At 40.0% G+C, this 21,702-nt stretch carries 17 protein-coding genes; 14 read left to right on the forward strand and 3 right to left on the reverse strand.

Annotation, left to right across the window (positions count from 1 at the left end; genetic code table 11):
* Positions 1–464: 464 nt before the first annotated feature.
* The 14 genes from FTU38_RS09670 to FTU38_RS09735 all read left to right on the forward strand — a co-directional run bounded on the left by FTU38_RS09670 (position 465) and on the right by FTU38_RS09735 (position 19,295).
* Entirely contained in the window at positions 465–1,337 is an 873-nt protein-coding gene (locus FTU38_RS09670; RefSeq protein ID WP_180007758.1) for a MetQ/NlpA family ABC transporter substrate-binding protein, read from the forward strand.
* Between the two features lie 75 nt (positions 1,338–1,412).
* The gene (locus FTU38_RS09675) at positions 1,413–2,438 is read left to right on the forward strand and encodes a methionine ABC transporter ATP-binding protein (RefSeq protein ID WP_180111055.1); all 1,026 of its coding nucleotides are present in this window, start codon (positions 1,413–1,415) and stop codon (positions 2,436–2,438) included.
* Positions 2,435–3,130 carry a methionine ABC transporter permease gene (locus tag FTU38_RS09680; RefSeq protein WP_078188742.1) on the forward strand — a complete coding sequence of 232 codons (696 nt, stop codon included), beginning with the start codon at positions 2,435–2,437 and terminating at the stop codon, positions 3,128–3,130. Before FTU38_RS09675 ends, FTU38_RS09680 begins: the two co-directional genes overlap by 4 nt.
* Before the next feature lie 274 nt (positions 3,131–3,404).
* Positions 3,405–3,998, forward strand: coding sequence for a hypothetical protein (locus FTU38_RS09685; RefSeq protein ID WP_218948469.1), 594 nt, complete (start codon positions 3,405–3,407; stop codon positions 3,996–3,998).
* A gap of 129 nt (positions 3,999–4,127) precedes the next feature.
* A complete protein-coding gene (dnaE, locus tag FTU38_RS09690; RefSeq protein ID WP_180007757.1) occupies positions 4,128–7,700 on the forward strand; it encodes a DNA polymerase III subunit alpha in 3,573 nt (1,190 codons plus the stop codon).
* Positions 7,701–7,751: 51 nt separating this feature from the next.
* Positions 7,752–8,594 carry an RNA methyltransferase gene (locus FTU38_RS09695; protein ID WP_078193553.1) on the forward strand — a complete coding sequence of 281 codons (843 nt, stop codon included), beginning with the start codon at positions 7,752–7,754 and terminating at the stop codon, positions 8,592–8,594.
* Positions 8,587–9,396: a serine O-acetyltransferase gene (gene cysE / locus FTU38_RS09700; protein ID WP_180007755.1), complete on the forward strand. Its 810-nt coding sequence runs from the start codon at positions 8,587–8,589 to the stop codon at positions 9,394–9,396. Before FTU38_RS09695 ends, cysE begins: the two co-directional genes overlap by 8 nt.
* Positions 9,397–9,502: 106 nt before the next feature.
* A complete protein-coding gene (locus FTU38_RS09705) occupies positions 9,503–10,417 on the forward strand; it encodes an ABUW_2363 family tetratricopeptide repeat lipoprotein (RefSeq protein WP_168377627.1) in 915 nt (304 codons plus the stop codon).
* A gap of 167 nt (positions 10,418–10,584) precedes the next feature.
* A complete protein-coding gene (locus tag FTU38_RS09710; RefSeq protein ID WP_373683987.1) occupies positions 10,585–12,552 on the forward strand; it encodes an esterase/lipase family protein in 1,968 nt (655 codons plus the stop codon).
* A gap of 607 nt (positions 12,553–13,159) precedes the next feature.
* A complete protein-coding gene (locus tag FTU38_RS09715) occupies positions 13,160–13,987 on the forward strand; it encodes a GGDEF domain-containing protein (RefSeq protein ID WP_373683986.1) in 828 nt (275 codons plus the stop codon).
* A 310-nt stretch (positions 13,988–14,297) separates the two neighbouring features.
* Positions 14,298–16,928 (forward strand): DNA mismatch repair protein MutS, encoded by a 2,631-nt coding sequence (gene mutS / locus FTU38_RS09720; protein WP_180111057.1) that lies wholly within the window; start codon positions 14,298–14,300, stop codon positions 16,926–16,928.
* 385 nt (positions 16,929–17,313) lie between these two features.
* Positions 17,314–17,637: a ferredoxin FdxA gene (gene fdxA / locus FTU38_RS09725; RefSeq protein ID WP_180111058.1), complete on the forward strand. Its 324-nt coding sequence runs from the start codon at positions 17,314–17,316 to the stop codon at positions 17,635–17,637.
* Between the two features lie 138 nt (positions 17,638–17,775).
* Positions 17,776–18,498, forward strand: a complete 723-nt coding sequence (locus FTU38_RS09730) for a D-Ala-D-Ala carboxypeptidase family metallohydrolase (RefSeq protein ID WP_078188751.1) — start codon at positions 17,776–17,778, stop codon at positions 18,496–18,498.
* A 131-nt stretch (positions 18,499–18,629) separates the two neighbouring features.
* Entirely contained in the window at positions 18,630–19,295 is a 666-nt protein-coding gene (locus tag FTU38_RS09735) for an O-methyltransferase (RefSeq protein WP_180111059.1), read from the forward strand.
* Positions 19,296–19,504: 209 nt separating this feature from the next.
* Here the strand turns inward: FTU38_RS09735 and FTU38_RS09740 are convergent, their stop codons facing one another.
* The 3 genes from FTU38_RS09740 to FTU38_RS09750 form a co-directional block, all read right to left on the reverse strand.
* Positions 19,505–20,347 (reverse strand): universal stress protein, encoded by an 843-nt coding sequence (locus FTU38_RS09740; RefSeq protein WP_078193559.1) that lies wholly within the window; start codon positions 20,345–20,347, stop codon positions 19,505–19,507.
* A gap of 130 nt (positions 20,348–20,477) precedes the next feature.
* Positions 20,478–21,095 carry a DapH/DapD/GlmU-related protein gene (locus tag FTU38_RS09745; RefSeq protein WP_180111060.1) on the reverse strand — a complete coding sequence of 206 codons (618 nt, stop codon included), beginning with the start codon at positions 21,093–21,095 and terminating at the stop codon, positions 20,478–20,480.
* On the reverse strand, positions 21,088–21,687 hold the full coding sequence (locus FTU38_RS09750; protein ID WP_180111061.1) for a YigZ family protein: 600 nt from the start codon (positions 21,685–21,687) through the stop codon (positions 21,088–21,090). Before FTU38_RS09750 ends, FTU38_RS09745 begins: the two co-directional genes overlap by 8 nt.
* Positions 21,688–21,702 lie beyond the last annotated feature (15 nt).

Consider the following 21,702-nt stretch of genomic DNA (forward strand, 5'->3'; position numbering starts at 1 on the left):
ACTGAGGATCAGAAAGCTTGTTTGAATCGATGTATTTCATCCGCAGATTATGCACGAATGCTAAGAAATCCGGAGTGCAAATATTAACCAAAAAGAAGATCGTTTTTTGATTTATGAAAGAGATCTAATATATTGTTTTTACTTATTAAATTATTTAATTAAACATATTACATATACATTTTTGGTGCTAAGCATAACTTTTTAAATCACTATATTGAATAATAAAAAATTGATATGATGCCTAGTGAAATATAGAGATTTGCTTTATTAAATCTTTTGTTTACAGCAGCTTGCAATGGCTATCTTTTCCCATTTGGAAATAGACTCAGATCTAATTGTATAAGTCTGTGTAGCATTTTAAATTATTAAGCATCTATCAGCCTGTCTGATAAAAGACTTAAGTAAATCTCTCCATAATATGATTTGTGAATTTATTAATTTTATAAATTTACTCGGGTGAATATATGAAAAAGCTCCTAGGATTAGTTCTCGGTTTATCTGTGGGCCTTTCAGGCTGTGGTAAACAAGAAGCTCCTGCAACTGACGCCGCACAACAAAAAGACACTGCAGAAGTGCAAACTGTTACCATGGCTTCGACTGGTTCAGATGCTGATATTTGGCGCTATATTGCTACGCTTCCTGAAACCAAAGAAGCTGGCATTAAACTTGAAGTGAAAAACTTTACTGACTATGTGTCTATGAACACTGCTGTAGCGAACAAAGAAATTGATGTTAATGCATTCCAGTCATATGCCTATATGGTTGCGTTTAATGACAACAATAAAGATAAAATTGCACCGCTTTCGACAACTTATTTAGAACCAATGGGTATCTATTCAAGCAAAGTCAAAAAACTTGAAGAGTTTAAAACAGGTGCAACCATTGCGATTCCAAATGATGGTGCAAACGAATCACGTGCATTATTACTGCTTCAATCTGCTGGCTTAATCAAACTTAAAGCAGATTTTGACGATGTAAAAGGCACACCTGCTGATGTCACTGAAAATGCGAAGAAAATCGTAATCAAGCCAATCCAAATGGCGACTGCGGTTCGTGTTAAAGACGAAGTTGATGCGATTGTTTTGGGTAATACCCTTGCAATGGAAGGTGGTTTAAACGTACTAAAAGATGCGGTTTACTATGAGCCAATCGATCAAAGTACAAAAATGAACGTGAACATTCTTGCTGTTGCTGCTGACCGTCAAAATGACCCAGTACTACAAAAAGTAGGCGCGCTTTATCACACTCCAGCTGTTAAAGCTTACATCGATGAACATTTTGGTGGTACTAAAATTGATGTAAACAAACCAACTAGCTACCTCACTGAAGCAAAATAGTAATATAATTTCTTCAAATAAACAGGCAAAGTTTACTTTGCCTGTTTTTTCATTTTTGAACCCTTTTTTGACGCTATGATCCGATTTAAAAATATCTCCAAGCATTTTGAGCTAAAAGGCCAAACCGTTACAGCACTGGATCAGATTAATCTGGACATTCCAGATGGCTGTATTTTCGGTTTAATTGGCTACAGTGGTGCAGGCAAAAGTACCTTAATCCGTTTAATTAATTTGCTAGAACGTCCTAGTGAAGGGCAAATTATTATTCATGATAAAGACTTTACTGCTTTAAATTCGGCAGAGCTGCGTCAAGAAAGAACCAATATTGGCATGATCTTCCAGCACTTCAATTTACTGCAAACCAAAACTGTTGCAGAAAATATTGAAATGCCGCTTAAACTTTTAGGTGTAGCTAAAGCTGAACGCCAAAAACGTTTAGAAGAGTTGCTCGAATTTATTGACTTAAAACATAAGAAAAATGCTTATCCAGATGAGCTCTCTGGTGGTCAAAAACAACGTGTCGGGATTGCCCGTGCGCTAGCCAATCATCCTAAAATTTTACTGTGTGATGAAGCAACTTCTGCTCTCGATCCGCAAACCACCAAATCGGTATTGGCGTTATTAAAGAAAATCAATCAAGAACAAGGCATTACTATTGTCATGGTCACTCATGAAATGGATGTGATTGAATCCGTTTGTGATTATGTTGCGGTAATGGAACAAGGTAAAGTCATTGAACATGGCTCAACCTTAGAGATTTTTAGTCAACCAAAACACAATACAACCAAAAACTTTATTCAAACTGTATTGCAGCAACAGCTCCCTGTTAATATTTTAAATAATTTAGAAAATCAAAATCATAACAGTATTTATTGTTTGAAATTCCTCGGTAGTTCAGCACAGGAAACTGTCATTCAGGCGGTAATTAAACAGTTTGATATTAGCCTGAATATTTTGTTTGCCAATATGACTGAAATTAATGGTGCGGTGATTGGACAAATGTTCGTTCAGCTATTAGGTGATGCAGCATTGATTCAACAAGCGGTGGCGTTCTTAGAACAACATGGGGTTGAAGTCACTCAAGCAGGAGTTCAGCAATGAGAGATTTAATTGTTCAATGGCTGACTCAAATTACAGCACCCTTTTGGAAAAGTTCTTTGTCTATGGATCAGTTCGTCACTGCCCTACAAGAAACTTTTCACATGGTGTTCTTTGCCATGCTCTTCGGCTGTATTTGGGGTTTCATCCAGGCCGTGATCTTATATGTCTCACGTCCACAAGGCATTTTGCCTAACCGTGTCATCTACCATGGTTTGAACCCGATAGTGAATGCGCTGCGTTCATTGCCATTTATTATCCTCTTGATTGCGGTCATTCCTTTGACCAAAGTCATTGTAGGGACATCAATTGGGACTTGGGCTGCGATTGTTCCGCTCACAATCTATGTTGGTCCTTACATTGGTCGTCTGATTGAAACATCGTTGCTCGAAGTAAATGACGGCATCATTGAATCTGCTCAAGCGATGGGCGCATCTCCGCTGCAAATCATTACTAAATTTGTGCTACCAGAGTCTCGTAGCTCTTTGATTTTAAACTTAACGACTGCAACCATTAGCTTAATTGGGGCAACGGCCATGGCGGGTGCAGTAGGTGCAGGCGGTATCGGTGACCTTGCTATTTCTTATGGTTATCAACGTTTTGATAGTAGCGTGGTGATCATGACCGTGATCGTCTTATTGATCTTGGTGCAAATCGTACAAAGTCTGGGTGACTGGTTATCAAAATTACGCTAGGCCTGCGCAATTCATATCTTTAAGCTCTCTTCGGAGGGCTTTTTTGTTTATAAAACTTAGTTTTAATGCCGTAATTAAACCAAAATTTCTTTAACTCTAAATTATTTTGACGGAAAATTAGCAACACCATAAAATTTAAAATATAACCTTCAATATTACGTTTACAAAAACTTGAATGAGTACAAAATATCAAAAGAACAGGATTTTATATTCCCCATGGAAACTACACTGACAGCACAAATTTTCCGCTTAAATTTTTTTCACAACGGGGATATTGATCACTTCAGCTGCATCTGCATCCATTGCTGATTATGACTATGTCACTAGTATTAAGGTAAATGATGTTGACTTAGCCTTACCCTTGCCTGCATCAAAAGCAAATGCATTAATCAGCAAAAATCCAGTAAAGCTTAAATATGAATATTCAGAATGTGCCGGCAATACTGAATTTCATGTCACATCAAAAGGTAAATTTCTAAAATTTGAAATTTATGCAGAGGACAATCCTCAAGTTAAGAATGATTCATTCTATAAAAATAAAAGCAGCTTCGCCCAACTTGGACAAACCAAAGGGGATGTTTGGATGGAATGGGATAAATCCACTCAAATACGCGATAAAATTCAAATTGGGTCAAAACATCTGACAAGCCAATATAACTTTCTACAATTTAAAAAAGACTTTCCCAAAAGTGCAAAATCCGCCAATCCCAATGAAATTGCTTATGTGATTTTACTCTCACCGACTCATGCCAAATCTGTGCTGAAAGAGCCGCAAAATTATGATTTACCCTATATTGGCAATCTAGCATTCAACTTTAAAAATGGCAAATTAACTGCCTTTTCAGTTAATCAAGGTATTGCTTGCTAAATGGTGCTTGTCATACAGCGTTTATTGATTAAACAGTGAATTTATAAATCTGCATAAAGCCATGCAATAAACGCAAGTTTGATCTCAGAGCATGCTAAAATCAGCAGCTGTTTTCGCAGGGACTCATCTATGCACTTTGTACATCTTGGTATTTTTACAGAATTTTCCATTACTGAATCTATTGTACGTATACCTGATCTTGTAAAAGCTGCAGCTGCAGATGAAATGCCCGCTCTGGCCATTACTGACCTTTCAAATCTACATGCTGCTGTAAAATTCTATAAAAAGTGCTTAGATAAAGGCATTAAACCCATATTTGGTTCAACCATTCGTTTGAATGATGCTGAACACAAAGCTACTCTTCTAGCGATGACCAATAAAGGTTGGCGCAGTCTAACAGAGTTGGTTTCTGAAGGTTATATTTCAGGTCAACAGCTTGATATTCCTTGCGTAAAAAAAGATTGGATTTTAAATCAACACCAAGACTTGATTGTTTTACTGGGTATGCAAAGTGATGTCGGCAAAATGCTTTGCTCTTCCAACCCGCAAAAAGCTGAACCACTGTTAGCTGAATGGGTCGAAAAATTTGGCAATCGTGTTTATTTAGCGATTACACGAACTGAGCGCTCGGGTGAAGAAGACTTTATTCACGAAGCAGTAAAACTTGCGAAGAAATTTAACATTGGTGTGGTTGCTCATAACGATGTGCATTTTATACGTAAAGAAGATTTCGAGGCACATGAAGCACGCGTTTGTATTGCCGATGGCTATGTCCTCGGTGACAATCGTCGCCCTAAAAATTACAGTCCTGAACAGTATTTTAAAACTGCCGAGGAAATGACGGAGCTGTTTGCAGACATTCCAACGGCTATAGAAAATACCTATCACATTGCGCGACGCTGTAATGTGTCATTACGTTTAGGCTTCCATGACCTTCCCGATTATCCAATTCCTGAAGGCCATACAATTGACACCTATTTTGAACATTTATCAAAAGAAGGTTTAGAAGAACGTTTAGCGCATTTGTACCCTGTCGAACAACGTGGTGACGACTGGCCAGAAATTCGTAAGCCTTATGATGAACGTTTGGCTTATGAAGTCGGGATCATCCTGACCATGCAATTCCCAGGTTATTTCCTAATTGTCATGGACTTTATTCAATGGTCTAAAGGTAATGGCGTGCCTGTTGGTCCAGGCCGTGGTTCGGGTGCAGGTTCCTTGGTTGCCTATAGTTTAAAAATTACTGACCTAGACCCACTACGTTATGACCTACTGTTCGAGCGTTTCTTAAACCCTGAACGTGTATCAATGCCCGACTTTGACGTCGATTTCTGTATTGCAGGTCGTGACCGTGTTATTGACTATGTTGCACGCACTTATGGTCGAGATGCGGTCTCTCAGATTGCAACTTTCGGTACCATGGCGGCAAAAGGTGCAATTCGTGACGTAGCGCGTGTCTTGGGTAAATCTTATGGTTTGGCTGACCGTATTTCTAAAATGATTCCGACCAAGCCTTTAGGTTTAAGTTTGGAAGAATCCATTGAGGCCGAACCACAACTCAAAGACATTGTCACCAATCCATCTAACCCAGATAACGACGATGCAGCCGAAATTTGGGAAATGGCACTCAAACTTGAAGGCATTACCCGTAACACAGGTAAACATGCCGGTGGTGTGGTTATTGCACCAACTAAGTTAACTGACTATTCGGCTGTCCTATGTGATGCAGATGGAACTAACCGTGTAGCCCAATTCGATAAAGACGATGTGGAAGCTGCAGGTCTAGTTAAATTCGACTTCTTGGGCTTACGCAACTTAACGGTAATTGAAGATGCCATTAAGCACATTAATGCCCGTCCAGATATCACTACACCTGTCGATATTTCCTTAATTCCTTTGGATGACAAACCTGCCTATGCTGTGTTCGCAGATGCAAATACCACTGCGGTCTTCCAGTTTGAATCCGTCGGCATGAAAAAAATGCTGAAAGAGGCACGTCCAAGTAAGTTCGAAGAAATTATTGCTTTCGTGTCTTTATACCGTCCAGGCCCGATGGATCTGATTCCTGACTTTATTTACCGTATGCATGGTGGCGAGTTTGAATACTTACATCCATTACTAGAAAGTGTCCTTGAACCGACATACGGCATTATGGTGTATCAGGAACAGGTAATGCAGGCAGCGCAGTTCTGTGCTGGCTATAGCTTGGGTGGCGCGGATTTACTTCGTCGTGCCATGGGTAAAAAGAAAGTCGAAGAAATGATTAAGCACCGTCAGATCTTTACTGAAGGTGCTGCAACCAAAGGTATTGATGCAGATACGGCCAACCATATCTTCGATTATATGGAAAAATTCGCAGGCTATGGTTTTAACAAATCCCATGCCGCAGCCTATGCCCTTGTTGCATATCAAACCGCTTGGTTAAAAGCACATTTCCCTGCTGAATTTATGTCAGCAGTGATGACCTCGGAAATGCAGAATACCGATAACGTGGTGTTCTTGATCGATGACTGTCGTATTAATGGTCTCGAAGTCTTGCCACCTTCGGTCAATATGTCTTTATATAATTTCCATGCCAGCGATCCAAAAACCATCGTATATGGTTTAGGTGCGATCAAGGGTGTCGGTGAAGCTGCCATGCAGTCTGTGATTGACTCACGTATCCAAGATGGTCCCTATAAAGACCTGTTCGACTTCTGTCATCGTATTGACCTGAAAAAAATCAATAAACGTACCCTTGAAGCATTGATTCGTGGTGGCGCACTGGATTGTTTAGGTTTAGAACGTGCTGACTTGATGGCACAGCTCCCTGAAGCCGTTCAAGCGGCGGATCAAGCACGCACTAACCGCGAAACAGGCATGATGGACTTGTTTGGCGAAGTGGAAGAAGTTCAGCGTAAACCTGCCAAACCTGTCAAACCGTGGTCAGATGAAGTTCGTCTTAAAGGTGAAAAAGACACACTCGGCCTATATTTAACAGGTCACCCGATTGATGTGTATCGCCCAGAGTTAAAAGCCTTTATTTCACAGCGCATTAATGAACTTACCCCTACACGTCGTGGTGTCACTACAGTATTTGCAGGCCTAGTGGTCGATGTTGCCAACTTCCCAAACCGCATGATGGTAACGCTCGATGATGGTACAGCACGTATTGAAGTGTCTGCGAATCACGAACGTTTTAACCGCTTCAAAGACGTGATTCAAAACGAAAAAGTGGTGGTGATTGAAGGTGAAATTTACGAACGTGAAGGTTTTGATCGGCCAATGGGTCGCTTAACTAAAGCCTTCAGTTTGAATGAAATCCGTCAAAAACGTGCCAATGCGATTCAAATCAAATTAACGCCGGAACATTTTAGTAAAACGCTCTCACGCGACATCCAAAATATTTTACTGCCTTTCTGCAATGTCGATATGTGTACGCATATACCTGTGCAGTTATATATTGACTATCCATATGCGACGGCCGACATTCATTTGGGCTTAAACTGGAAAGTTGCCCCACTAGATGAATTACTGTCTAAGCTGCGTGACTACTTCGGCAAAGAATCTTTGCATGTCGAATATCATGTCAAATCCAAAGCAGCCAAGGCGGTGAGTTATGAACAAGCCTCTATTCCTGCGCAAGTTCCTCCACCGCCAGATGGAATGAGCATGGATGATGCCATGGATTTATACCAAGCAGAAGCCAATCAATTTTCTTAAAGTTTAAACGCTGTTTGAACTGCTTTTTTAAATAAACAAATTGGAAATATCATGAATCAAACTGACAATGCTGCGGTTTCAGCACATCTCTCCCATGTGCGTATTGTCATGGTGAATACAACATTACCCGCAAATATTGGTAGTGCATTACGTGCCATGAAAACCATGGGACTTTCAAAGCTGGTCTTAGTTGCACCTAAGACTTACCCGCATCCTGACATTAATGCCTTGGCTGCCGGTGCTGTCGATTTAATAGATCAAATTGAAATTGTTGAATCATTAGAAGATGCTATTAAAGATTGTCATATTGTCTTTGGGACCAGTGCACGTAGTCGCACCATTCCATGGCCTTTACTTGACGCTCGCCCTGCTGCCGAAATGTCTCTCAAAGCGGTCTGCGAACAACAACAAGAAATTGCCGTAGTATTTGGCCGTGAAGACCGTGGTTTGACCAATGAAGAATTGGCAATGGCCAACTACCACGTCACTATTCCAGTAAATACTGAATATGGCGTCTTAAACGTTGCCCAAGCGATTCAAGTCATTTGCTATGAAATGCGTATGGCTGCCCTTGCACATACTGAGTTAACGGCAAATCCTGATGCCAATATGCATGTGACAGATGACATTGATATGGAATGGGATGAACCGTTAGTGACCCATGAAATGATGGAACAGTTCTACCCGCATATTGAAAAAATGCTGGCAGAGATTGAATTTATGGATCCAAAAAATCCAAGATTATTACCTTTACGCTTGCGTCGCCTATTTGGACGTATACAATTAGATCGTATGGAATACCACTTATTACGTGGCATCTTTAGCCGAGTACAGGCATTAAATAACGGAACATGGAAAAAATCTACAGACAATGAGGATCAATCTAATGCTTAAGCAGCTCAAAGAAGATATACAGGCTGTATTCGCGCGCGATCCTGCTGCACGAAATACGCTCGAAGTCTTAACGACTTATCCAGGAATTCATGCCTTAATCATGCATCGTATGGCACATGAACTTTGGAAAAAAGAGTGTAAAGGCTCAGCCCGCTTATTGTCTTCTTTTAGCCGCTTTGCCACAGGCATTGAGATTCATCCGGGTGCGAAAATCGGTCGTCGTTTCTTCATTGACCACGGTATGGGTGTGGTGATTGGTGAAACAGCTGAAATTGGTGATGATGTCACCCTCTACCATGGTGTGACCTTAGGTGGTACGACTTGGAACAAAGGCAAACGTCACCCAACTTTGGAAGATGGTGTAGTGGTTGGCGCTGGTGCAAAGATCTTGGGCCCATTTACGGTGGGTAAAAATGCCAAAGTCGGTTCAAATGCCGTGGTGACCAAAGAAGTTCCTGCGGATACTACCGCTGTAGGTAATCCAGCACGCTTTATCACCAAAGATAAACCAAAAGATGAAGCTGAAACCCGTCGTCGCGACTATGCAGAAAGTATTGGTTTCCAACCATATGCTGCAACACAAGACCAAACTGACCCGATGTTAGAAGGTATGCGTGTATTGTTAGATCGTATTCAGCACAATGAAAAACGTATGAATAATTTGTGTCAGCGTTTGTCTCTCCTTGACCCAACGTTCAAAAAGCAACAGCTTAATGAACAACCTTTTAGTCAGGAAGAACTTAAAATCATTGAAGATGTGCGCCGCGAATGCGAAGCTCAAAGTAGTCAATCTAAGGCTTAACCAAAAGCAATCAGAATAAGTTGCCTTTAACTTGCATGTTGTTCAGAGTTTTTTTAGACTGACCAACATGCTTTTTTGTATAAAATAAATTTAATGGATGAATCATATGACGCTTAAGCCCTTGGCAGTTGCTTGTATTGCTTTAACCCTTGCCGCTTGTGGAAGCGCCCCAACTAAGAATAATGCACCTAAAGATGCCATGATTTTTGTAGAGCCTGAACTGACTCCACCTTTCTACGCACTCAACCCATTTAACTACGATGCACCACCTCCTTTTGAATTAAATTTACAAAAAGCTGCAGCACAGCCTGTGACTAAGATGGTGGTAACTAGCCCAACCGACCCATCTAAGCAATTAACACTCGAAGAAAACCGTCTGATTATTCCAATTGTAGACAGCAAAGTACGTTCAATGAAATTTGCTGCTTTAGCGGGTGACAATGAAATCGACATTACTGAAATTGATGATTTCTTACAGCTCGTTGAAGGTAAAGCACGTCACTATCCACCACGTTTTGTTCAACGCCAAGAACGTAAAGGGTTTGAACTTAAACTTAAAGAAGTGACGCAAAAATTAGATACCCTTGCATCTAAAGACAACGCTTCTTTTGATGTTTTAGTTCGTGCATTTAAAGCCAGTGTGATGGCACGTAACCTCGACTTAGGTTCTGTATACACCACTAAATCATTAACTTATGCACAGCGTATTTTAAAAATCAACCAAGATGATGCTGAAGCAAATTTCTGGTTCGGTTTCGGTTTATCTGAAGGTGGCGGTCAACGTGAAGCGATTCCATACCTAGACAAAGCGATGAAAGCGGGTGTTCAAGAAGCGTATCTTTCTGCAGCAAATAACTACATTGCGATGGAACAAAAAAAGAACGCAATTCAGGTCTTAAAGAACTATAAAGTCAAATACCCACAAGAAGGCGAAGTCGCTGACCGCTTAATTCAAGAAATTGAAAAGCAAGGCCGTTGGAATGTTTGGCAAGTTCTAAATCCACCTAAAGCTACATCTTAATTGTAACGATTTAGAAAATTCTTTTGAAAAAAGACCGTTTTAACGGTCTTTTTTCATTTAAGGCGAATTGAAAATCCTGACAATTATCGTATGATTTGAAAATATTCAACCCAATGTGCGACCCCTTTATGCAGCTAAATACTAAAACAATACTGCTCCTTGGAATCATGAGTACCAGCGTACTGAGTGGATGTCAGGTCGTCAGTGTCAAAAACCAAAAACTCAACGTTTCTATTGCCAATGAACGTGAAAGTATTATTTCTCGAAACAAACTCAGCGAAGCCAGTTTAAATGTCTTGTCGATGACAGGTCGTGAAGCCAAAGCGTGTATAGAAGACCCGAAAGCCTGTGTTGATGAACTACAACAGATCCCTCAAATTCAAGATGAACAATTATTGTCTACGGCAAGTGAATTATATTTAGCCAAAGCCATCGAATATGAGTCTTCTTCAGCCTGTAAATTAGGTCTTCTCAATAGCCACAAATCAGAAGAAAAACAAAAAATTGAACAAGACACTTATAACAAATGTTTAGATCAACAGCTGACGCTACTGGATAAAAGTATTCGCTATAGCTACGCCTATATGTTTAAAACCAAACGTGCGCCTGCTGACCGTATTTTTGATAACCGCCAAGTTCAAATCCGAGATTTCTATAATCAAGGGATTGCTAAACTGGTTAGCAGCTATGCACTACGTTATAAACCGCAAGAAGTCACCCAACAGATCAAAGTCGGACAAACCACCTATCATATTGACTTCAGCCATTACCCAGAACTCAAAAATCGTAAAATTGAACAATTGATGTCAACCTATAACCTCAACTTCTCAGGTTTACGTTCAATTACCCGCCGAGATGGTTTTGGTTCCGAATTCCTTGTGGTTTTACCTGAAGAACATACAGTTGAAACAGGCAAAGCCAAATACATTATCAACCCAATAGATTTTAAATATCCGTCTGGTTCAAACCCTAATATCCATCAAGCGCGCTATTTAGCTGCAACCTTAACAGCGGAACCTGTAAGCACCACAACTTCAGTTGATCAAATTTTAAATCAGCATGAGTTTCAAATTAAGGCTTACGACCCGTACAAATATGAACAGGTCAATATTGCCAATAAAAACTATGCCCTTGCAGCCAATTTTTCTGCTCCATATGGTCTTTGGTTAGCACAAAATAACTTGGGTAAGGCAGCTTATTTATCACTGATTGACCGAGATGAAAAACTGACGATGCCGCATCTCTACATGCTTGAACCATATAATCCTGACAAAAAAGTTATCGTCTTGGTACATGGTCTTGCTAGCAGCCCTGAAGCATGGATTCGTCTGACTAACGATATTATGGGCGATTCAGTGCTACGTGAACATTATCAAGTGTGGCAAGTCTTCTATTCAACTAATATGCCGATTATTGAAAGCCGCTTCCAAATTTATTCCATTTTGACTCAGACCTTTAGCAAAGTAGACGCCAATGCCGCGGCTAAAAAAGATGCTGTTCTAGTCGGTCATAGTATGGGCGGCATTATTGCACGACTACTTGTCAGCCAAGCCGATACCACGCAAGCAGCTTTGAAAATGATGAATTCACGTCAATTAAATCAGTACCGAAATATTCCAGTAGTGAAGCAACGTATGGTGATTGAAGATATTCCAAATTTCAGCCGTGCAATTTTTTTAGCTGCACCTCATCGCGGTACAGAATATGCAGATCGCTGGTTTACCAAAGCCGCTCGAAAAATTATTAAACTCCCAGGAGCTTTTTTATCGGCCATGGGTGATGTGTTAACTCAAGAAGAAGACCTGAAAGATTTATTTCGTGAAATTGACCATGGCTTGATCCAAAATGGACCAAGTGACTTAAGTCATCAATCAAAATTTATCGCGCTCACTGAAAATATTCAGCCGCGTAAGGGTTTGAAGTTTCATTCAATTATGGGAAATAACACCAACAGTCAAGATAAAAATATTATGACGGATGATATTGTACCATACACTAGTGCTCATCTAGAGGGTGCTGTTTCAGAAAAAATCATTAAAGGGGGTCATTCGATTCAAGAAACCCCTGAAGCTGTACTCGAACTACGCCGTATATTACGTTTGCATTTGATTGAACTTGGCCTCTATAAACCATAAGGCAATACAGCATTTAAATCGATCTACATATTTTAAAACCGATCTCAGGATCGGTTTTTTTATTTCTGCATTTACTTGAATATGCCATTATTCACGTAATTACTATATAAGCTTTTTTAATCATTTTAAAACTCAAAGGCACTCGTTAAACTTTACATAAACCTCATATTGGAGATAAATTATTGTAAAATAAAGACAAAATATTGTGCCCATTTCCTGATTTTTTATGAGCATATCGAATTATGAAATTATAAGGCTTTAAGTCCCTTCATCTAGACGAAATTGGGGTTAAATCATAACTATATTGAATAAAGTATATATTACGTCAAGTTTATAATCCATTTATCAACCGCTCTACCGCGATGAAGCGGCGAAAAAATTTTGTTTTCGCGGAATCATTATTTTTCTCCGGTATGCCCTGTCATGTGCGGGGATTTATCAAGTGATCCCATAACGCAGTTTTGTAGATTCCTCAGTATATTTGGATAGTGTTTATCATTCTGATTGCATGGGATTTATCTTTTGTTCCGCATTAAACCCTTATTTTAATGTTTATACTTGTCTAGGCTCGATGTGCGCTGTTGCGATCACATTTATCATCATTACTATGATTGGTAATGATCACAATGATGCGCTATTACATGCTGCCATGATGTATGCCGTGGTCATCATCTATGCCTTTGTTGGTATGCGTTTTTATACTGCCGTGGTTGCGGGTTGGTGCGGTGGCTTGATTGGATACATCATTACTAAAGCTTTTGATTTTCAAATTGTCTGGACGTTCTTAAATCGTACCTATACCTATAGTAGCTTTCTGGGTATGGCGATTGCCTATGTAATTGACCGTCAACACCGTGAAAACTTCTTACAAAATTGTATTATTGAACTGCATCAAAATGAGATGCAAAAACAATCTGAACAATTGAAAAAAATGACAGAGCATGACCCATTGACTGGGCTTGCAAACCGTCGTCAGTTATCTGAAGCATTAGAACAGCAATGGCGTTATGCCCTACGTCATCAACAACCGTTAAGCATCATGATGATCGATATCGATTTTTTTAAAAATTATAATGATCATTTAGGACATCAGGCGGGTGACATCTGCCTGACCCAAATTGCAGAGGTCTTATCTCAAATTACCAATAGAAGTGGTGAGTTAGCTGCGCGCTACGGTGGAGAAGAGTTTTTACTCCTCTTTCCAATGTTAACTGAAGCTGAGATTGAACCTTTGGCAGCCGATTTATTACACCGTATTCAATCTCTCGAACTTCCACATCCAGCCAGCCATATTTCAAAATTTGTGACGATTAGCATCGGTACGGCAACGATCATTCCATCTGAATCTGATCAAATTCAAAAATTTATATTGGCTGCCGATCAAGCGCTTTACCTTGCAAAAGGCAGTGGTCGAAACCAATACCGATTAGCGTAGGCTGAAGCGCAGCTTGATATTTGAGTCAGTCTATCGCTTTATGAATTGATCCATTGTTGAATTTACACACAGACTTTTTAGCGTTTATAAATAATATTTTGACTGCTTTTTTTACATGCAGACAAACCTTTTCTGGCATTTTCCTGTCACTTTTTTTGCTAGAATCAGCAACACGATTTGTTAACGTGCACCTGTGGTTTTGAATGAAGAGACAATATAAATATAAGGACTTTTTCTAAATCCAATTTTCATCAAAACAGTGTTTTTCGTTTAGCAGCGCACAAATTTTTATTTTAAGGTATTTCGTTTCATGCAAGCTGATAATTCCAAAGTTGACCTTTCAACCCTGACCCCGATGATGCAACAGTACATGTCAGTCAAAATGCAAAATCCGCATTCACTGATGTTTTATCGGATGGGTGATTTTTATGAGCTCTTTTTTGAAGATGCGCATAAAGCAGCAAAACTCTTAGGAATTACACTGACACATCGTGGTAAAGCCAATGGTGAGCCTATTCCCATGGCTGGCGTCCCGTACCACGCAGCTGAAGGCTATTTAGCCCGCCTTGTAAAAAAAGGTGAAACGGTGGTGATCTGCGAACAAATTGGTGAAGTAACTGGCAAAGGGCCGGTTGAGCGCGGAATTGTCCGTATCATTACCCCGGGGACATTAACGGACGATGCACTGATTGCCTCCCATCAAAGTTCAAATTTAGTCGCGATCTGCTTACAACAAAATCAAATCGGGATTGCTTTACTAGACCTCAGTGCAGGTATTTTCAAAGTTCAGCAAATGGACTATCAACTGGAACAATTGGCAATCGAACTTTCTCGTTTAATGCCGAGCGAAATTTTGATTGATGAAGATCTTATTGATCCGAATATTGTCGAGCAAATTAAACGTCAATTAGACTGCCCTGTCACTAAACGTCCAAACGTCGACTTCAATTTAAATAACGCGCAAAAAACGCTGTGTGACCAATTTGCAGTAGCCACACTTTCAGGTTTTGGTATTGACCATTTGCCTTTGGCGAAAGCTGCCGCAGCGGCTTTGATTCACTATGCAAAAGTCACTCAAAAAACCGCTTTACCACATATCCGCAGCATTCAACTCGAACAAAGTAGTGATTTCGTGGCGCTCGATCCCGTCACTCGTCGTAACTTAGAACTGATTGATCCCCTATTTGAACATGGTACTTCCCTGTTCCAACTAATCAATGATTGCCAAACTGCGATGGGCGGCCGCCTATTGAGTCGTACCTTGATGCAGCCTTTACGAGATACCGCTTTATTGGATGCACGTTTAGATGCATCACAAGCGATGCTGCAAGGCTATCATGAGTCTCCGATCCGCTTAGTTCTCAAAGAAATTGGCGATATTGAACGTGTGCTATCTCGTGTAGCTCTCGGCAGTGCTCGTCCACGAGACCTAGTTCAGTTACGTCAAACTTGTGCACAAATTCCCTATCTTCGACATGCACTTGAACCGATCATTCAGTCACACCAATCTAAGCTGATCGCTCAGTTAAATGATGAAATGGGTGATTTTCACGGCTTACATGAGCGTCTCATGTCTGCCATCGTAGAAAACCCGCCAGTGCTTTTACGTGATGGAAATGTGATTGCCGAGGGTTTCGACACTGAACTTGATGAACTACGTAAAATTCGTGACCATGCGGGACAATTCCTCATTGATCTCGAAATCAAAGAGCGTGAACAAACCGGAATTTCAACCTTAAAAATTGGTTATAACCGAGTTAGTGGTTACTATATTGAACTAACTCGCGCACAAGCTGAACAAGCACCTGATCATTATATTCGCCGCCAAACCCTTAAAAATGCTGAACGCTACATTACCCCTGAGTTGAAATCTTTTGAAGATAAGGTGCTTTCGAGTGAGTCACGTGCATTAGCGCGCGAAAAAATGCTCTTTGAGCTATTACTTGATGAGTTACGTGCAGATATTGGCAACTTACAAATGATGAGCGCCGCTATAGCGCAAATTGATTTACTGGCTAATTTTGCCCATCAAGCTCGATTACGAAATTGGTCACGTCCTGAATATAGCCCTGAAGTTGGGATCAAAATCAAAGCCGGACGTCACCCAGTTGTGGAATCTCTGAGCAAATCAGCATTTACTCCAAATGATACTAGTTTGGACTTTAATCACCGCATGGCGATTATCACAGGGCCAAATATGGGCGGTAAATCGACCTTTATGCGCCAAACTGCCTTAATCAGCTTATTAGCCTACTGTGGTAGCTTTGTCCCTGCCCAATCTGCCGTATTAGGGCCGATCGATCGGATATTTACCCGTATAGGATCTGCCGACGACTTGTCTACAGGCAAATCAACCTTCATGGTGGAAATGACTGAAACCTCACAGATTCTACATCATGCGACCAATCAATCATTGGTACTGATGGATGAAGTCGGACGTGGTACGAGTACCTATGATGGCTTATCTTTGGCGTGGGCATGTGTGCTCGATCTCACCCGTCGCATTAAATGTTTATGCCTATTTGCAACGCATTATTTTGAGCTCACCGAGTTAGGCAAAGACGCCAATATAGATAACTATCATGTGACTGCTCGTGAGCTAAATGGCAACCTGATCTTACTGCATAAAGTTCAACAAGGCCCGGCGAGTCAAAGTCATGGTCTACAGGTGGCAAAGCTTGCAGGTATTCCTGCAGCTGTGATCAAAGAAGCGCAAAATCGCCTTCGTATATTAGAAACTCAGCAAAAACAGCAACTCAATACGGCTGTACAAACCGATCTATTCTCGGCACTCGCAGAGCCTGAAGTCATTGAACGCGTAGTTGAAGTTGAAAAAACATCGCCCGTACTTGATGCCTTAGCAGATATTGATATCGATAACTTAAGTCCACGTGAAGCATTACAACAGCTTTACGCTTTAAAGGATTTACTTAAGATCTAAATTGAGCAGAAGCGATAGATGAGATATGCAAAGAACACCAATGAAGGTGTTCTTTGCATTGACACCATTCAAACGCGTAAATTAGTGAATGTTTGCTATCTACTACTGCGGCTATTCAGCAATAAATTGATAAAAAATTAATGTTCTAAAATGTTTCATGCTTAAAATGCACATAAAAATATTGTTCGATAAACAGATGTAATTTAATTAGTTTTTGAGTATGATTCTCATTCATTGTGAAATTTACATAAATTGTTCAGTTTTTAGTGATTTTAACAGCACTGCATATAATAATTATCAATAAAAGGAATTGTTAGTTACCCTATTTTTTGCCTAAAATACACCATTAGTTTATTAGAACCATATTTTTTAGGTAGCTGTCGCCATGACCTTTGTTGTCACTGAAAACTGTATTAAATGTAAATATCAAGACTGCGTAGAAGTTTGCCCTGTTGACTGTTTCTATGAAGGTCCAAACTTCCTTGTTATTAATCCAGATGAATGTATCGACTGTGCGCTATGTGAACCTGAGTGTCCAGCTAACGCGATTTTCTCTGAAGATGAGTTACCTGAAGGTCAAGAAGTATTTATCGAACTTAATACTGAACTTTCTCAAAAATGGCCGAACATCACTCAAATTGGTGGTCAACCTGCCGACCGTGAAGAATGGAACGGTAAAGCTGATAAATTACAATATCTTGAAAAGTAATTTTACGCTTTCATGAAAAGATCAGCACATGCTGATCTTTTTTTATACTTAAAGCACACATTTCATTGCAAATTATTCAAATTTTCTCAATCAAATTGGATTAAAATAGAACGAGTTTATAAATAATTGATTTCTATAATGAAGCATTTACTCAAGGGATTATTGTCCGTTGCAATATTCCCTCTTGTTTTCATTGGTTGTACAACTACACCACAAAAACAAGGTCACACTATTACAACTCCCGACGGTAAACGTATTTACATACCTCAAGAAAAAGTGACGACCATCAGACAAGCCCCGCCTAAAGTGGTGCCTTATGCCTACAATTCGTGGGTCGCGTCTGTCGATAATTTACGTCGCGTTCGAGACTATGAAGTCTTTTTAGAGAAAAATGGTGTAGGCAATATCATTCCATCATTTGAGTTGATGCGTACTGCACGTGACTGGCAAAAATGTGGTCGCTCAGAATATATGGTACCTAACCGTGAATTATGGCAAAACCAAATTGCAACCTTACGTGTCTTTAAATATTTAGTAGCTGCCAATATCTTAACGGACTTTGAAGTGACATCGGTTTATCGTGATTTGCCTTTGAACCAGTGTGCCGGTGGTGCAAGTTCATCTCGTCACTTATACAACTCGGCGATTGATTTCCGTATTGGACCTGCGTATCCACAGCCCGAAGACTATAGTTATATTGAAAATACCAAGTTCCGTTTATGCCAATTTTGGTCACAACATGGGCAAAGCCTCAATATGGGCCTAGGTCTATATGCCAGCGGACAAATTCATATTGATACTCAAGGCTACCGTACTTGGGGGCCTGATCACTCAAGTCGTTCATCAATGTGTAATTACTAAAACATTACATTGTCATACCAAGACCTCTTCGGAGGTCTTTTTTGTGCATAAAATATACAAATACAGAACAATAAATTGCGATGTTAGTGGAAAGGTTTAAAATGCTTGCATCAATCACGAGGTGCGACAACATGCAACAAATGTGGACAGACATTGATGCTTACATCGATTCACATTTAATTCCTGAAGATCCAATACTGACTCAAACACTTCAACATACAGATGAACGTGGCTTTCCAGATCATCTTGCTGTAGCGGCCAATCAAGGCATGCTGCTACAAATGTTAATCCAAATGAACAAGTGTAAACGTGTTTTAGAACTTGGAACTTTTGCAGCCTACAGCACCATGTGGTTAGCACGTGCCTTACCTGAAAATGGTTACATTCTGACCATTGAAGGTCGTGATACACATGCTGCCCTGGGTCAAGAAAATATTGATAATGCAAAGCTTGCACAAACGATTGAACTAAAATGTGGTCGCGCGGCAGATATTTTACGTGCCCTTCCTGAAGATACTGAAGCTTTTGACTTTATTTTTGTCGATGCAGACAAACAGAGCTACCCTGAATATTTAGAATTAAGCCTAAATTTATCTCATTCAGGTACAGTGATTGTTTTAGACAATGTGATTCGTGCAGGTGAGATTCTGAATGCCGAAAACCACAAGCCAAGTATTGAAGGTATCCGAGATATGTTCAAAGCCATGCAAAATCATCCGAAAATTTTATCCTGCACGGCACTTCAAACTGTAGGTTGTAAAGGTCATGATGGTTTTGCGATTGCAATCGTTAAATAATCTAAATCGAGGTGTTTTTTAAACACCTCGAATAAAGGTATAAAAAATAATCAATACAATATTTTATTTTTAAAACAACTACTTACAAACACTACACACAGAGTTATCCACAATTTATGAGGATAACTCTGATTATTTTTAATACAACAACTTATTATTTATTTACTCGCATTTGTCCGTCTATTAAATCACCTATTTGTTGTTTCATCTTATTTTACAACCAACAGTGGAACACTCGAATTTCTGAAAATACTGGTGGTAATACTGCCCAAGAAGAACTGATGGATTTTACTGTGGCTAAAAGCGCCAAGTACGATTAACTGAATGCCATGCTCTTGCTGATAGTCCAGAATATTTTCCGAAACATCGCCATAACGGTATTCTGTCACCACATCGAGACCGGCATTGGTTAAATAATTTTTTGGATCATCCAAGATTTGTGGGTGATCTCCAACATAAACCAAATGACATTGTAAGAGTTTGAGTAGATCACTTTGTGCCACACGCTTCATTAACTCAACGCATTTAGGCGAATATTCATAGGCAAAAATAAAGCGAGTCGGTGGTTTAAACGTTGGTCCTACGGTCATAACTGTACAACTTGCACCACGAATAAAGTTTTCAACATTACTACCCAGCGGCTTATTACGCTCTGCTGAACGTTCACCAACGCGACCAATTAAAACAATATCGTCATCTTGCAAAATATTAAAACTTTGCTCTAAGAAGTCACCCTTTTCCTGAATATGGGTGGTTTGAATCCCATGCTTATCTTGGATCATTTCAGAAATGTGTTTGAGCAAGTTATTACTATAATCTAGCGCTAAATCACTTTGTTTTTGTTCTAACTCCGCCAGTTCTTTTAAGAGCATGGCATTACTTTCAAACCCAATCACGCCGCTAATTTCACCTAAGTGATAACTTGCCGGATAGTAATCAAGTATTTGCAGTAAAACCAACTCACGGTGAGTTTGTTTAGCAACCCAAGCAGCAGCATCAGCTAGTGCATTAATGCATGGAGAAGAGTCGATACAGGCGATAACTCGTTTCATGATTAGCCCTCGTTTTATTATTGCTTGGCTATAAAATGTTGTTTGTTATTTTTAACTTATCACAACTCTGTTTCACTGTGCATGCATTTGTGTAAGCATAAAAAATTTTTATGAAGTATTTGGCGATTATTTATTCACGATATCGAATGAATTTTGCAGGATTTCCCGCAATGATTGCACGCGCTTCAACATTTTTCGTCACCATACTGTTCATGCCGACTACAGCCTGCTCAGCAATGTGAATACCATCCTTGATTCCAACATGCGCACCTAACCAAACATCATGCTCTATCTCAATCCCTTGTGAACGTACAGCTTGTTGATAGATCGGTTGATTGACATCCATTCCATGATCGAAAGCATATAGATGGCAATATGCCGCTATACGAACCTGATCGTGAATTTTGATGCCCACTCGCCCACCATCTAAAATACAGTGATGATTGATCGCCACTTCATTCCCTATTTCTATTGGGCCATGCAGGGTGCAATCTGCAGCGATAAAGCTGTTATCTCCAATGACAATCTTACGTCCCGGTTCAGCAAAAATATGAGCCAATGGCGATATAAAACAATTTTCACCAATTTCCACAGTTTCCATCGATTTGAGATAGTCTTGATATTCCTGTTGCCAAGCTTCAGCCCAACCACGATTTTTCGGTTTGAGTGACCAATACAACCAAGGCATATAATTCAGACGATGCTTATGTTGCTCTCGATATTTCAATAATGGATCTTGTTCATTCATCTTCAGCAGCCTCAACGATATGCAATTGTTCACGTCCGCGAGTTACATCTTGAATCTTTAACCGTAGCGGTTGGATTTGATGAATTTGCAATGATGCAAGTACATTTACGCCCTGCGCTGTATATTCTTCCTGAAATTCAATTTGCTGCTGATTGAGTTCGTATTGGAAAATTGCCCATTCATTAAACTGACAACTAAATTGCACTTTTTTCTTCTCAATAAGTTCAATTTTTTCAGCTTGTAAAAGACACTTACCGGCACAGCCACCATAGGCACGTACCAATCCCCCTGTCCCGAGCTTAATTCCGCCATACCAACGATTAACCAAGACCAACACGTTGGTTAGGTCATTCCCTTCTATGGTTGCTAGAATGGGCCGACCTGCTGTGCCTGAAGGCTCACCATCATCATTAAAACGTACCGTATGTCCAATTTTCCATGCCCAACACTGATGTGTTGTTGAGATATCTTTATGGGCTTCGAGAAATTCTTTAACGGCTTGTTCATTTTCCACAGGAACTGCGATGGCTTGAAAACGACTTTTTTTAATGTCTTCTTCATATTCAAACTGTGCGGCGAGTGTAAATGGCATAACGTCTTTAGATCC

Origin of the sequence: Acinetobacter sp. YH12098 (assembly GCF_013419235.1) — a bacterium.
Lineage (GTDB): Bacteria > Pseudomonadota > Gammaproteobacteria > Pseudomonadales > Moraxellaceae > Acinetobacter > Acinetobacter amyesii.

What these genes read in the sequence shown, in the direction of transcription:
- FTU38_RS09710 (WP_373683987.1), top strand. Translation starts at nt 10,585, where the DNA reads ATGAGTACCAGCGTACTGAGTGGATGTCAGGTCGTCAGTGTCAAAAAC.
- FTU38_RS09680 (WP_078188742.1), top strand. Translation starts at nt 2,435, where the DNA reads ATGAGAGATTTAATTGTTCAATGGCTGACTCAAATTACAGCACCCTTT.
- FTU38_RS09735 (WP_180111059.1), top strand. Translation starts at nt 18,630, where the DNA reads ATGCAACAAATGTGGACAGACATTGATGCTTACATCGATTCACATTTA.
- FTU38_RS09675 (WP_180111055.1), top strand. Translation starts at nt 1,413, where the DNA reads ATGATCCGATTTAAAAATATCTCCAAGCATTTTGAGCTAAAAGGCCAA.
- fdxA (WP_180111058.1), top strand. Translation starts at nt 17,314, where the DNA reads ATGACCTTTGTTGTCACTGAAAACTGTATTAAATGTAAATATCAAGAC.
- FTU38_RS09730 (WP_078188751.1), top strand. Translation starts at nt 17,776, where the DNA reads ATGAAGCATTTACTCAAGGGATTATTGTCCGTTGCAATATTCCCTCTT.
- FTU38_RS09705 (WP_168377627.1), top strand. Translation starts at nt 9,503, where the DNA reads ATGACGCTTAAGCCCTTGGCAGTTGCTTGTATTGCTTTAACCCTTGCC.
- FTU38_RS09750 (WP_180111061.1), bottom strand. Translation starts at nt 21,687, where the DNA reads ATGCCATTTACACTCGCCGCACAGTTTGAATATGAAGAAGACATTAAA.
- FTU38_RS09695 (WP_078193553.1), top strand. Translation starts at nt 7,752, where the DNA reads ATGAATCAAACTGACAATGCTGCGGTTTCAGCACATCTCTCCCATGTG.
- FTU38_RS09670 (WP_180007758.1), top strand. Translation starts at nt 465, where the DNA reads ATGAAAAAGCTCCTAGGATTAGTTCTCGGTTTATCTGTGGGCCTTTCA.
- dnaE (WP_180007757.1), top strand. Translation starts at nt 4,128, where the DNA reads ATGCACTTTGTACATCTTGGTATTTTTACAGAATTTTCCATTACTGAA.
- cysE (WP_180007755.1), top strand. Translation starts at nt 8,587, where the DNA reads ATGCTTAAGCAGCTCAAAGAAGATATACAGGCTGTATTCGCGCGCGAT.
- FTU38_RS09715 (WP_373683986.1), top strand. Translation starts at nt 13,160, where the DNA reads ATGATTGGTAATGATCACAATGATGCGCTATTACATGCTGCCATGATG.
- mutS (WP_180111057.1), top strand. Translation starts at nt 14,298, where the DNA reads ATGCAAGCTGATAATTCCAAAGTTGACCTTTCAACCCTGACCCCGATG.
- FTU38_RS09745 (WP_180111060.1), bottom strand. Translation starts at nt 21,095, where the DNA reads ATGAATGAACAAGATCCATTATTGAAATATCGAGAGCAACATAAGCAT.
- FTU38_RS09740 (WP_078193559.1), bottom strand. Translation starts at nt 20,347, where the DNA reads ATGAAACGAGTTATCGCCTGTATCGACTCTTCTCCATGCATTAATGCA.